At 45.6% G+C, this 13309-nt stretch carries 9 protein-coding genes; 7 read left to right on the top strand and 2 right to left on the bottom strand.

Features of this window, described 5'->3' with window-relative positions:
• Positions 1 to 99: 99 nt before the first annotated feature.
• Positions 100 to 600 carry an NUDIX hydrolase gene (locus ONT19_RS03075; protein WP_264952322.1) on the top strand — a complete coding sequence of 167 codons (501 nt, stop codon included), beginning with the start codon at positions 100 to 102 and terminating at the stop codon, positions 598 to 600.
• A gap of 147 nt (positions 601 to 747) precedes the next feature.
• Here ONT19_RS03075 and ONT19_RS03080 read toward each other — a convergent pair whose 3' ends face one another.
• Both ONT19_RS03080 and ispE read right to left on the bottom strand, forming a co-directional pair.
• Positions 748 to 1362, bottom strand: a complete 615-nt coding sequence (locus ONT19_RS03080; protein WP_118141462.1) for a DNA alkylation repair protein — start codon at positions 1360 to 1362, stop codon at positions 748 to 750.
• A gap of 27 nt (positions 1363 to 1389) precedes the next feature.
• Positions 1390 to 2250, bottom strand: a complete 861-nt coding sequence (gene ispE, locus ONT19_RS03085; protein WP_264952321.1) for a 4-(cytidine 5'-diphospho)-2-C-methyl-D-erythritol kinase — start codon at positions 2248 to 2250, stop codon at positions 1390 to 1392.
• A 177-nt stretch (positions 2251 to 2427) separates the two neighbouring features.
• Between ispE and ONT19_RS03090 the strand changes: the two genes are divergently transcribed.
• The 6 genes from ONT19_RS03090 to ONT19_RS03115 all read left to right on the top strand — a co-directional run bounded on the left by ONT19_RS03090 (position 2428) and on the right by ONT19_RS03115 (position 13299).
• Positions 2428 to 3567, top strand: a complete 1140-nt coding sequence (locus ONT19_RS03090; RefSeq protein ID WP_118141458.1) for a DUF2027 domain-containing protein — start codon at positions 2428 to 2430, stop codon at positions 3565 to 3567.
• 6 nt (positions 3568 to 3573) lie between these two features.
• Entirely contained in the window at positions 3574 to 5568 is a 1995-nt protein-coding gene (locus ONT19_RS03095; protein ID WP_264903910.1) for an NAD(+) synthase, read from the top strand.
• A 325-nt stretch (positions 5569 to 5893) separates the two neighbouring features.
• Positions 5894 to 9208 (top strand): alpha-amylase family glycosyl hydrolase, encoded by a 3315-nt coding sequence (locus ONT19_RS03100; protein ID WP_264952320.1) that lies wholly within the window; start codon positions 5894 to 5896, stop codon positions 9206 to 9208.
• Positions 9209 to 9431: 223 nt separating this feature from the next.
• Complete coding sequence (locus ONT19_RS03105) at positions 9432 to 12083, top strand: alpha-amylase family glycosyl hydrolase (protein ID WP_264952319.1); 2652 nt, start codon at positions 9432 to 9434, stop codon at positions 12081 to 12083.
• On the top strand, positions 12019 to 12789 hold the full coding sequence (locus ONT19_RS03110) for a starch-binding protein (protein WP_264952318.1): 771 nt from the start codon (positions 12019 to 12021) through the stop codon (positions 12787 to 12789). Before ONT19_RS03105 ends, ONT19_RS03110 begins: the two co-directional genes overlap by 65 nt.
• A 327-nt stretch (positions 12790 to 13116) precedes the next feature.
• Positions 13117 to 13299: a hypothetical protein gene (locus ONT19_RS03115; RefSeq protein ID WP_264952317.1), complete on the top strand. Its 183-nt coding sequence runs from the start codon at positions 13117 to 13119 to the stop codon at positions 13297 to 13299.
• Positions 13300 to 13309: the final 10 nt, after the last annotated feature.

Here is a 13309-nt window from a genome sequence, read left to right on the forward strand (position 1 = left end):
TTAAGAGTTGATAGTTTATAGGGCAATCTTGCTATACGGCAACCATGCTATACGGCGAAGCCGCTATAAACTGTTAACTATAAACTTTTAAAAAAAACGATGATAGATAATAAGAACGAGGAATTTCCGATAGTAGATGAAATGGGCAACATCCTGGGCGCTGTTACCCGCGGTCATGCCCATGACGGAAGCAAGATCTTGCATCCGGTTGTTCATCTGCATGTATTCAACAGCCGGGGTGATCTGTATCTGCAGCATCGTCCAGCCTGGAAGGATATCCAGCCGGATAAATGGGATACAGCCTGCGGCGGTCATGTTGATTTAGGCGAAAGTGTGAGTCAGGCTTTGCATCGCGAGGTAAGGGAAGAATTGGGCATCACCGATTTTGAACCGGAATCTCTTGGGCATTATGTCTTTGAGAGTCAGCGGGAAAAGGAACTGGTTTATGTACATTGCTGTGTATATGATGGCGAGGTGAAACCGAGCCAGGAAGAATTGGCCGGTGGCAGATTCTGGACCAAGGATGAAATCAGCGAAAACATCGGCAAGGGTGTTTTCACTCCGAACTTCGAAAACGAATACCAGAAGTATTTCATGTAACGCTGAAATTAGCCATAAAAATACGTCCCGACGTAGCATTTGCTGCATCGGGACGTATTTTTTTGTATGTCGGGACGCAGCAAATGCTACGTCGGGACATATTTTCAGCAGGGTCGTGGCCTGTTTCTGACTGCATCTGCAGAAGCGTTAAATCTCGTAGATACCCTTGAGTGCGCCTCTTGCAATTTTCTCGAAATCTTCACCGAAGTCGCAGAAACGGAGAACCGCATTAGAGGCAGCATGTTTTATTCCCATGTTGTCACCCTGCAATGCTGCGGCAGCCTGATCCAGGAATTCGTTGATGCCACGCTCGTTAGGCTCTTTTCCATTGGCAAAAAGACGGGCAAGGAGCTGGAAACCGGCAATCTCATAGAGCGGCTTATCACTCGCTATCCACTGGTAGGCGATGACAGGCGCATAATCTACGTGCTGCAAAAGGTTGAAGGCAAGCATCTCTGCCATCTCCTGGCTCTGTACCTGTTCCATCCATAAATCTGTGATTTCCGGAAGCATCTTATCGGCAGGCATGATGAGTGTAGCCAGAATCTTGCACTCCCGGATATCTTCCTTCCACAGTTCGATGGCGAGGTCATAGTCTTTACCATATTCCTCAGCCATCTTTTTCAGTTCATAGAATGGTACGCCCCAATTCAGTTTATATCCCAGTCCCTTATCGCGCATAGATTGCGATCCCGGACCGTTCATCAGCAAGCGGAAGCTTCGCTTGATAGTCATCAGTTTCTGATGTGTTTCTTCGTTCATTATATTTTGAGTAAACTATTAACTAAATTAAAGTTTCATTATTTTACAGAACATTCCTTCGAACTGTTCCTCTATATTTGCAGGTTTATGCTTGAAGATACCGAAGATGGCACTTCCGCTACCACTCATCGCTGCATATACGGCGCCAAGGTTGTAAAGTTTCAGTTTGATTTCAGCCAGTTCCGGGTGCATCTTGAAGATAGGTGCCTCAAAATCGTTGACAAGTTCCTCTTTCCAAGTCTCGATAGGCTGGCGTACAATGTCGCGGCAACATTTGGCTGGAGCCTGTGGGGTGATGGCTGCATAAGCCTCTTTGGTGCTGACGGCAATGTCATCGCGCTTCACCACAACCAGATGATAGCCCCTCAGATTATCACCAGGACCACTTACCGGCATCAGTTCTTCGCCGATGCCTTCTGCATAGCAAGCAGTGTCACCATCCTCGGGGTCAGCAGAAATGAAGTAGGCGCAGTCTGCGCCCAGCTTGGCAGCGTATCTTTCCATCTCCGGATTACCGATATTGAGGCGGAAACGCTCGTCAAGCAAACGGATCATGAAGGCTGCATCGGCAGAACCGCCACCCAAACCAGCCTGCGAAGGAATACGCTTCACCAGGTGAGCATGGATGCGTGGAATCCTGAAGTCGGCAGCCAGGAGATTATAAGCTTTTACAACGAGATTGTTCTGTTCGTCGCAATCCACTGCGTTACCTGTAATCTTCAGATCACAAGGAACATCGCTAGGAAATTCATCGCCCATGAGCTTGATTTCAAGTGCATCGGTCAGCGGAATAGGGTAGAACACCGTTTCAAGATTGTGGTATCCATCTTTCCGCTTGCTAACTATATTTAAACCAAGATTGATCTTGGCGCAAGGAAATGTAATCATAACTTTTCAGTTTAAAGGGTTCGTTACTATTTCTTTTTCTTTGCAAAGATACGGAAAAATATCTAACATGGTGCATCTTTTACAGGATTATTTTTATCAGTAGCATTAAAAATATTAAAATAAGCCCTGTTTTGCTATATCTTTTGTATCTTTGCAATTACAAATTATTAATAGATTATGAAAAAAGGAGATAAAGTCAGATTCTTGAGCGAAGTGGGTGGCGGAAAGGTTGCCGGCTTCCAAGGTAAAAATATTGTGCTCGTTGAGGATGAGGATGGTTTTGAGATTCCGATGCCTATCAACGAGGTGGTTGTGGTGGAGCAGGATGAATACTCCATGGGCAAGATGATTTCGGCTAAGATGGATGCGCAGCAGAAGGCTGAGGAGCATGCCAATACCGAACTGCATCAGGACAGCCGGAGTATCAAGGCCATCTTGAATGATCACGATGACGTGGATATGGATGTAGAGGAATATGATGCTGCCGACCGTGAGATAACCTTTGTGAAACCGGTTGAGGAACGTACGGGTGGCAACAAACTCAGTGCTTATCTCGCCTTTGTACCTATCAACATCAAGGACGTTACCAATACCCGTTTCGAGACCTATATGGTGAATGACAGCAACTACTATCTCCACTATACCTATCTCGTGGCTGAGGGAAATGCATGGACTCTGAAAGCAGAGGGAGAAATAGAACCGAACACCAAACTCTTCATCGAGGAATTCGGTCGTGAGGCTCTGAACGAGATGGAGCATATCGCCATCCAGATGATAGCTTACAAGAAGGACAAGCCATTTCTCCTGAAGCCGGCAACAGATGTTCAGTTCCGTCTCGATCCCGTGAAATTCTACAAACTTCATCTTTTCGAGGAGAATGATTTTTTCGAGACTCCAGCCTATCTCTTTACGATTGTAGAGAACGATGAAATAGCCCGTCCGCTGGTTATCGATTCCAAGCGTCTGAAAGAGCAGATGTATAAGGATGAGAAGGTTGTCGCCAACACCAGCAAGAAGAAGAGCAAGAAGGATGATGGTACCCTTGTGATAGATCTTCATGCGGATGAAGTGCTTGAAACAACTGCTGGAATGAATTCTGCCGATATTCTTCATTATCAGATGGATATCTTCAAGAAGACCATGGAGGAATATAAGAAAAAGAAGGGACAGAAAATTATCTTTATTCATGGAAAGGGTGAAGGTGTGTTGCGCCAGACTCTCATTCATGAGTTGAACTATCGCTATAAGAGTTGCACCTATCAGGATGCTTCTTTCCAGGAGTATGGCTATGGTGCTACACAGGTAACAATTAAGTAATTTATTATGAAGTACGGATTTATTAAGGTAGCTAGTGCCATCCCTGCCGTAAAGGTGGGTGATGTCATTTTCAATACCCAGCAGATAGAGGAACAGATAGCGCTGGCTGAGGGAAAGGGTGTAGAGATCATTACATTTCCGGAACTCTCGGTTACGGGCTATTCCTGTCAGGATCTCTTCCGCCAGCAGATGCTTCTCGAATCATCTGAGCAGGCGGTGATGATGTTGCTCGATTTCACACGCAAACTCGATGTCATCTCTATCGTGGGTGCGCCGGTGATAGCGGGCGACTTGTTGCTCAATTGTGGTATCGTTATCCAGCATGGACAGATTCTCGGTATTGTACCGAAGACATATCTTCCAAACTACAGCGAGTTTTATGAGAAACGCTGGTTTGCCTCGGCTCAGGACCTGAGAGATTGCGAAGTCCGTTATGCCGGACATAAGGTGAAACTGACGCCTGATGTTCAGATTTTTCAAACTTTCGATGGCGTACAGTTTGGTGTGGAAATCTGCGAAGATGTATGGGCTCCGGCTCCTCCTAGCAACAAACTGGCGCTAGCAGGAGCAGACCTGATTTTCAATCTTTCTGCAAGCGACGAACTCATCGGAAAACATCATTATCTGAAGAGTCTGCTCAGCCAGCAGAGTGCCCGTACCATGACCGGATATATCTACAGTTCCTGCGGATTCGGTGAGAGTACGCAGGATGTGGTTTATGGTGGAAATGCCCTGATTTATGAGAATGGAGTTTTACTTTCACAGAGTGAACGTTTCTCTATTGAACCGCAGATGGTTATCTCGCAGATAGATGTAGAGAAACTCCGCTCTGAGCGTCGTACAAATTCTACTTATGTAAATGCCCAGCGCAATATTAAGTATTCTGTTCTCGGCGGTCAGTTCAATATCCGTAATATCGAAGCAGAACCAACCGAGAATGAACGCGATTTTGTGTTGGAACGTGAGGTGAATCCTCATCCGTTTATTCCTACCAGCAGCGATATGAATGCCTCTTGCGAGGAGATTTTCAATATCCAGCTCATGGGACTAGCCAAGCGTATCGTTCATACCCATGCCAAGACCGTAGTAATCGGTATTAGCGGCGGTTTGGATTCTACGCTGGCCTTACTCGTTTGTGTAAAAGCTTTTGATAAACTCAAAATGAACCGAAAGGGTATCGTAGGTGTCACTATGCCGGGATTCGGAACCACAGACAGAACCTACAATAATGCTATTTCGCTGATGCAGAGTCTTGGTATTACCATTAAGGAAATCAGCATCGCCAAGGCTGTAACCCAGCACTTTGAGGACATCGGTCAGGATGCCAGTGTGCATGATGTGACTTACGAGAATTCCCAGGCTCGTGAACGTACCCAGATCCTGATGGATTTAGCCAATAAGATGGGTGGTATGGTTATCGGTACCGGCGACCTTTCAGAGTTGGCATTAGGATGGGCTACCTATAATGGTGACCACATGAGCATGTATGGCGTGAATGCCAGCATTCCTAAAACCCTGATCCGACATCTCGTAAATCATGTTGCAGAGAGTGGGGTAGACGAACAGAGCCGCATCACACTTCGTGATATCATCGATACTCCTATCAGTCCAGAGTTGATTCCGGCAGATGAGAATGGAAATATCAAGCAGAAGACGGAAGATTTGGTGGGACCATACGAACTGCATGATTTCTTCCTCTACTATTTCCTTCGTTTCGGTTTCCGTCCTTCCAAGATTTACATGTTGGCAAAGAAGGCATTTATTGATTCCGAACTGGAGCGTGTAAAGATCAGTGATAATGATCCTGACAGCTATGATGAGGAAACTATCAAAAAGTGGCTGAAGACCTTCGTGCGCCGTTTCTTCAATCAGCAGTTCAAGCGCAGCTGTCTGCCAGATGGCCCGAAAGTAGGTAGCGTAAGCCTCAGCCCTCGTGGCGACTGGCGTATGCCTAGTGATGCAGCTTCAGCCATTTGGTTGCAAGAGGCTGAAAACCTCTGAATTTGATTTCGGACAAGCCAAAAATACAATATTCTTTACTATTTTCTGGCGCGCCCGTTATATTAACTATATACTCTTAAAGGGGCTGGATTTTGTAAATATTTGGTTTACAGAATCCAGCCTCTTTTTCTTAATATTTGTGAAATCGATTGCACAAAAATATCAGCAGAAAAGTGAAATATCTTGTTGGGCGGATAGAAATAGTTTGTAATTTTGCGGTGTAATTATTCAACTATTCAATTTTAAACTTAACAATTTCATTATGAAAAAACTTGCCGCAAAATTATGGGCGGTTTTAATACTCATGTTAGTCTCCATGCAGACGATGGCTACAGACACGTTTACTAGCAATCGTACTGACTTCCGAGACGAAAGTATCTATTTTATGATGACCACGCGTTTCTACGATGGTGACACAGGAAACAATGTGCTCTGCTGGGACAACCAGTCAGAGCAGATCAAAACAAAAGACCCTTGCTGGCGAGGCGACTTCCAGGGTGTCATCGACAAACTCGACTACATCAAGGCGCTTGGTTTTACAGCCATCTGGATTACACCAGTAGTGCAGAACGCATCCGGTTACGACTACCACGGCTATCATGCCATGGATTTCCAGCATGTAGACTGCCGTTATCAGAACAGCGATGGTAGCAAGGACGGTGACGCCATGTTCCAGGAACTCATTAACAAGGCTCACGAAAAGGGTATCAAGATTATCCTCGACATCGTGCTCAACCACACCGGTAACTTCGGTGAGCAGACACTCTGCAAGGAGTTTGACCGTAATACCGACTTGGAAACTCAGGCACTCATCAATGCTTGTATGATTCCTAACGAGGAGAAGTTGGGTTCCGACTACCTTACAAGTGTCCCTTATGAGCAGTATCAGCGTCGTCTTGGCTTGTTGAAGAACGTCCGTGGTAAGAACGAGGATGTTCACAACTACTGGCACCACTTTGGTGACTTCAACTGGGATTATCCTAACCGCTGGTGGGCTCAGATTGCAGGTGACTGCGTTGACCTGAATACCGAGAACGACTACGTAGCAGATTATCTCGTAAAGTGCTACGGCAGCTTCATCAAGATGGGTGTAGATGGTTTCCGTATCGATACATCCGGTCACATCTCACGTTTGACATTCTGCAAGCAGTTCATTCCTCAGTTTACAGCTCTTGGTGAGAAGTATAAGGACAAGCGATTGAACCAGGCACCTTTCTTTATGTATGGTGAGGTTTGCGCCCGTTACAGTGATGTCACATACCGTGGTCAGGATAACCTCTCTTGCTATTATTACACATGGCAGGCTCCAAAGGATTTGCTCGACAAATGGGATGGCAGCCAGTCTTACTGGGATACACAGGTACTCTTTGATAAAGCCAATGGCGGTACAGGTGTGGATGACCATCAGATGGCTCTCTGTGAGTCAGACAATGCCCCAACACCAACAAGCGACAATACCTTTATGGTGAATGGTAAGTGGCATGAGCCAGACTATTCTCAGGCAAGCGGTTTCCATGTGATCGACTTCCCATTGCACTACAACTTCGGTAATGCTGCCGCCGCATACGGTTTGGCAAAGTCAGGTGACAAGAGATATAATGATGCTACCTATAATGTAGTATATGTAGATAGCCACGACTACGGTCCTCAGCAAACCAACGACCAATTCCGTTTCTCTGGTGATGATGCTCAGTGGGCAGAGAATCTCTCTCTGATGTTTACCTTCCGTGGTATTCCATGTCTCTATTATGGTTCTGAGGTTGGTTTCCGTCGCGGTGCTCCGATTGACAGAGGTCCTCACGGTCCTCTTTCAGAAACTGGTCGTGCTTACTTCGGTGGTTACCTCACAGGTGATGTAACAGCCAAGGATTTCGGTGACTACAAGGCAACAGGTAATGTGGCTGCAACTTTGAATCATGATGTAGCTCAGCACCTCATCCGCCTGAACAAGATTCGTCAGGCTGTTCCTGCTTTGCGTAAGGGTCAGTGGACCGACGAGGGTTGTACTCCTGCTGGTAAGGGTATCGCCTTCAAGCGTGCTTACAAGGATGATAGCTATGCACTCGTAGCCATCAATGGTGGTGCAACATTCACAGATTGCCCTGATGGTACTTATACCGACGTGGTAACAGGCAAGACTTACACAGGTTCTACTATCACCGTTGATGCTCCTGCTACTCAGGGTCAGCTCCGTGTTCTCGTGAAGGACTGGAAGGGCGGTCAGATAGGTGAGGATGGTCCTTTCATCTATAATGAGGCTCCTAAGTCTAAGTCAGAGGCTGATCAGGCTTATGATGGTCATGAGGAAGATGGTACAACATGGGTTGAGCCACAGACTAATGAGTTTGGTTTGAAGTTCTCTCAGAATGGTGGTACTTTCCGCACCAATACTGTTACTGTAGAGGTAAGCCTTAGCGGTAAGGCAACTTCTGGTTGGTTCCAGGTAGAAGGTAAGGACAAGGAAGAGTTGGCTCCTGGCGAGACCAAGACATTCACTATCGGTGAAGACATGAACTTCAAGCAGAGCAAGACTGTAACATGGTATGCTAAGAACGACAAGAGTGAGAAGAATGGTTCTGTATCCTTCACCAAGGTGGATCCTAACGCATCTATCACCGTATATGTAAAGGCAGACAATGCTCCAACTATCTATGCTTGGGTTCCTGGCAAACCTGCTAAAGAGTTGACTGGTGCATGGCACGGAAATACCATGGATGGTCCTGAAGAGATTGGTGGTGTCAACTACTGGTACAAGACTTTCGATGGAGTAGAGAGCTTCAATGTGATTCTGAATAATGGTAATGACAAGCAGTCAAGTGACATCACTGGTATCACAGGCGATATCTACTTGGAGTATGACGGTGGTTCAAATGTCAAGACGCTCGATGCTCCTGTCAACACAACAGCCAAGGTTACTTTGAGTCCTAATGGTGGTGACTTCGAGAAGACTGTTACCGTAGCAGCAACCCTCAGCAACAATGCCAAGAGCGGTTGGTATAAGATTGGTGATGGCGAGCAGGTGGCTCTTACCCCTGGTAAGGCTGCTACATTCACCCTCGGTGAAGATATGCTGGAAGGCGAGAGCAAGATTGTAACTTGGAGCGCAACTAATGCAGAAGGTGTGGAAAAGACAGGTACTGCTACCTTCAACAAGAAGAAAGAGGTTGTAATTCCTACTCCAACAGGTATCTTCGCTTACTTCCTCGCTCCTTCAGACTGGACTGATGTTCACGCTTATGTTTGGACTGATGGTGGTGGCGAATATGCTGGTGGATGGCCAGGTGTAGCTTGTACCAAGACTGGTGAGAAGAAGAATGGTTTGGATATTTGGATGTGGAAGTATGATGGTGATAAGACTGAACTTCCTGCTAAGATTATCTTTAACAATAATGGTAATGGTAACAACCAGACTGGTAATTTCGATTTCGTAAACGGTGCAGTCTATAACCGTGACGGTAAGACCAATGAGTCTGTCTCAACAGGCATCAACCAGGTAGGTAGCAAGAAGGCTCCTGCTAAGTTGAAGATTTACTCTATCAATGGTGTGAAGGTAGCTGAGGTAGGCAGCATGGCAGATGCTGAGTACATCCTCGCTCCAGGTGTCTATGTTTGCAGTGGCAAGAAGTACGTAATCAAGTAATAAATTTCTTTTCTCTTTTAGATACGCAAGTTTTCAGATGAAAACTTGCGTATTTTTTTCGTATAATCGTTTGTGTTTGTTTATTTTACTTATTAACGCAATCGATTGCACGGAAAAATGAGCGGAAGTTGCTTTATTTATTTGTTATCATCATTTATTATGATTAATTTTGTAAGTGGAATAAAATTTAACTAAATGTCTTAACTTAATTCAAAAATTTTTTATGAGAAAGTTCAAGAAGAAGCTCTTTGCAGCGATGCTGCTGCTGCTTGCCTCGTCTAATGCGATGGCGACTGACAACTTCACGGTTAATCGTACAGATTTCCGAGATGAAAGTATTTACTTCATGATCACCACGCGTTTCTACGATGGAGATCCTAAAAACAATGTGCTCTGCTGGGACAACCAGGAAGCACAGATGAGTACCAAGGACCCTTGTTGGCGAGGTGACTTCCAGGGTGTCATCGACAAGCTCGACTACATCAAGGCGTTAGGTTTCACTGCCATCTGGATTACACCTGTCGTACAGAATGCGTCCGGTTATGACTACCACGGCTATCATGCTTCGGATTTCTCCAAGGTAGATTGCCGCTATCAGAGTGGTGACGGTAAAAAGAGTGGTGACGTGATGTTCCAGGAACTCATCGACAAGGCTCACGCCAAGGGTATCAAGATTATCCTCGATATCGTGCTCAACCACTCCGGTAACTTCGGTGAGGAGAAGCTCTGCAAGGAGTTCGACCGTGATACACGTCTTCGTAACCAGGCAGACATCAATGCTTGTATGATTCCTAATCCCGAAACATTAGGTAGTGACTATCCAAGTCTTTTGCCTGCTGCTCAGTATCAGCGTCGTCTTGCCCTGATGAAGAATACCGATGGTCAGAATCATGATCCACACAACTACTGGCACCATTTCGGTAACTTCAACTGGGATGAGCCAAACCGCTGGTGGGCTCAGATTGCAGGTGACTGTGTGGACCTCAATACTGAGAATAATACAGTGGCTGAATATCTTATCAACTGCTATGGCAATTTTATCAAGATGGGTGTCGATGGCTTCCGTATTGATACATCCGGTCACATCTCACGTCTTACCTTCTGCAAGCAGTTCATTCCTCAGTTTGCTGCCCTCGGTAAGAAGTATGAGAACAAGCGATTGAACAAGGCTCCATTCTTCATGTATGGTGAGGTTTGTTCCCGTTACAGTGATGTGCAGTACCGTGGTCAGGACAATCTTTCACCTTATTATTATACATGGCAGGCTCCACAGAACTTGATGGATCAGTTTGATGGCAGCCAGTCATATTGGGACACTCAGGAAATCTATGACCGTGGTACAGGTTATGATGATAAGCTGATGCCTCTCTGCGAGAAAGATAAAGCGAATTCTCCAGAAAGCAACAATACCTTTATGCTGAATGGCGCATGGCATGAGCCAGATTATTCTCAGTCAAGCGGTTTCAATGTGATCGACTTCCCATTGCACTACAACTTCGGTAATGCTGCCACCGCATACCGTTTGGCTAAGTCTGTTGATATGAAATATAATGACGCTACCTATAATGTGGTATATGTAGACAGTCACGACTATGGTCCTGGGTCAGGGTCTCGTTTTGGCGGCTCAGACGCTCAGTGGGCAGAGAATCTCTCTCTGATGTTCACCTTCCGTGGAATCCCATGTCTCTATTATGGTTCTGAGGTAGGTTTCCGTCGCGATGTTGTGATTGACAGAGGTCCTAATGGTCCTCTTTCTGAAACTGGTCGTGCTTACTTCGGTGGTTATATCACAGGTGATGTAGAAGCATCAGACTTCGGTGAATACAAGGCTTCTGGTAATGTGGCTGCTTCATTGAATCATGATGTCGCTCAGCACCTCATCCGTCTGAACAAGATTCGTCAGGCTGTTCCTGCTCTCCGTAAGGGTCAGTGGACTGACGATGGTTGTACTCCTGCCAAGGGTGGTTTCGCCTTCAAGCGTGCTTATAAGGACAGTTATGCACTCGTAGCCCTCAATGGTGGTGCTACTTTCACAGATTGCCCAGCTGGTACTTATACAGACTTGGTAACAGGCAAGACTTACACAGGTTCTACTATCACCGTTGATGCTCCTCATAATCAGGGTCAGGTTCGCGTACTCGTGAAAGACTGGACTGGTGGCAAGCTCATTGATGATGGTGCTTTCATCTACGAAACTGCTGCTCAGCATAAGGGTGATCAGACCTATGATGGCAATGAAGAGGCTGGTACAACTTGGGTTGACGAGGCTCCTCTTCCGCCTGTAAGCGTTTCTCTTTCTCCAGCTGGCGGAAATTTCCGCACCAATACGGTAACTGTTACCGCTGAGGTCTCAGAAGATGCTACATCAGCATGGTATCAGATAGAGGGACAGGACAAGGTAGATTTGACCCCTGGTAAGTCTGTTACCTTCACTATCGGTGAAGACATGAACTTCAAGGACACCAAGACAGTGACTTGGAGTGTAACAAACTCTGAAGGCAAGGAGAAAACTGGTCAGGTAACATATACTAAGGTTGATCCTAACGCATCTATCGTGGTCATGGTGAAGGCTGACAAGGCTCCTTACATCCACGCTTGGACGCCAGGTGTTGGCGGTAAGAATCTGACAGGTGCATGGCCTGGTAAGGTGATGAAGGGTCCTGAGGAGATTGATGGTGCTAAATACTGGACTTATGATTTCGATAACGTTGAGAGCTTCAATGTAATATTGAATAATGGTAGCGGTGATCAGTCTGGTGACATCACTGGTATTACAAGTGATACCTACTTGGAGTATGACGGTGGTAAAAGTGCCAAGAAGATTTCTGCTCCTGCAAATTCGACAGCTGCTGCTAAGGTGGCTTTCAGCCCTTAACGGTGGTGAATTTGAGAAGACAATCACTGTAACTGCAACGCTGAGCAGCAATGCTAAGAGCGGTTGGTATAAGATCGGTGATGGTGTGCAGGTAAATCTTACTCCTGGTAAGGCTGCTACATTCACACTCGGTGCTGACATGATGGAAGGCGAGAGCAAGACTGTAACTTGGAGTGCAACCAATGCTGATGGTACAACCAAGACAGGTTCTTCAACCTTCAACAAGATTAAAGAGGTAGTTATTCCTACTCCAACAGGTATCTTCGCTTACTTCCTCGCTCCTTCAGACTGGAGTCAGGTAGACAGCTGGGCTTGGAATGATACAGACAACTTTACTGGTGGTAACTGGCCAGGTGTAAGCTGTACCAAGACTGGCATGAAGAAGAATGGTTTGGATGTCTGGATGTGGAAGTATGATGGCGATTTGACAACTGCTCCTACTATGATCATCTTCAACAACGGCGGTGGTCAGCAGACAAAGGATTTGAAATTCGAAAACGGTGCAGTTTATAACCTTGCCGGTAAGACCAATGAGTCTGTCTCAACAGGTATCAACCAGGTAGGTAGCAAGAAGGCTCCTGCTAAGTTGAAGATTTACTCTATCAATGGTGTGAAGGTAGCCGAAGTAAACAAGGTTTCTGATGCAGAATACGTTCTGGCTCCAGGTATGTATATCTGCAATGGCAAAAAGTTTGTTATCAAATAAACTTACCGCTACTTTGGGACTTAAACAAGCACTTCGCCTGCTTTGTAAGCGGGTAGTGTGAGTTTGTCCCCGTGCGGTTAGCAGTTTATGTACATGATATCCTCTGAATGGGGCTGATTTTTGCAAATATCCGTTTTGCGAAATTCAGCCTCTTTTTTCTTTGTTATTGCGAAAACGATTGCACAGAAAAAACAATAGAAAAGTGAATTGTTTTATAGTATTTATAAAAAGAATTCGTAATTTTGCGGTGTAATTATTCAACTATTCAATTTTAAACTTAACAATTTCATTATGAAAAAACTTGCCGCAAAATTATGGGCGGTTCTTATGCTCATGTTGGTCTCTATGCAGACGATGGCGACGGATGTCTTCACATCTAATCGTACTGACTTTCGAGACGAAAGTATCTATTTCATGATGACCACTCGTTTTTACGATGGTGATCCCTCTAATAACGTGCTCTGCTGGGACAACCAGGAAGCACAGAAGAGTACCAAGGACCCTTGTTGACGAGGTGACT

The organism is Segatella copri (assembly GCF_026015625.1).
Lineage (GTDB): Bacteria > Bacteroidota > Bacteroidia > Bacteroidales > Bacteroidaceae > Prevotella > Prevotella copri_H.

Bases quoted from the DNA above. Each gene is read 5' to 3' on its own strand.
- ispE (WP_264952321.1), bottom strand. From the start codon at position 2,250: ATGATTACATTTCCTTGCGCCAAGATCAATCTTGGTTTAAATATAGTT.
- ONT19_RS03100 (WP_264952320.1), top strand. From the start codon at position 5,894: ATGGCTACAGACACGTTTACTAGCAATCGTACTGACTTCCGAGACGAA.
- ONT19_RS03075 (WP_264952322.1), top strand. From the start codon at position 100: ATGATAGATAATAAGAACGAGGAATTTCCGATAGTAGATGAAATGGGC.
- ONT19_RS03105 (WP_264952319.1), top strand. From the start codon at position 9,432: ATGAGAAAGTTCAAGAAGAAGCTCTTTGCAGCGATGCTGCTGCTGCTT.
- ONT19_RS03080 (WP_118141462.1), bottom strand. From the start codon at position 1,362: ATGAACGAAGAAACACATCAGAAACTGATGACTATCAAGCGAAGCTTC.
- ONT19_RS03090 (WP_118141458.1), top strand. From the start codon at position 2,428: ATGAAAAAAGGAGATAAAGTCAGATTCTTGAGCGAAGTGGGTGGCGGA.
- ONT19_RS03095 (WP_264903910.1), top strand. From the start codon at position 3,574: ATGAAGTACGGATTTATTAAGGTAGCTAGTGCCATCCCTGCCGTAAAG.
- ONT19_RS03115 (WP_264952317.1), top strand. From the start codon at position 13,117: ATGCTCATGTTGGTCTCTATGCAGACGATGGCGACGGATGTCTTCACA.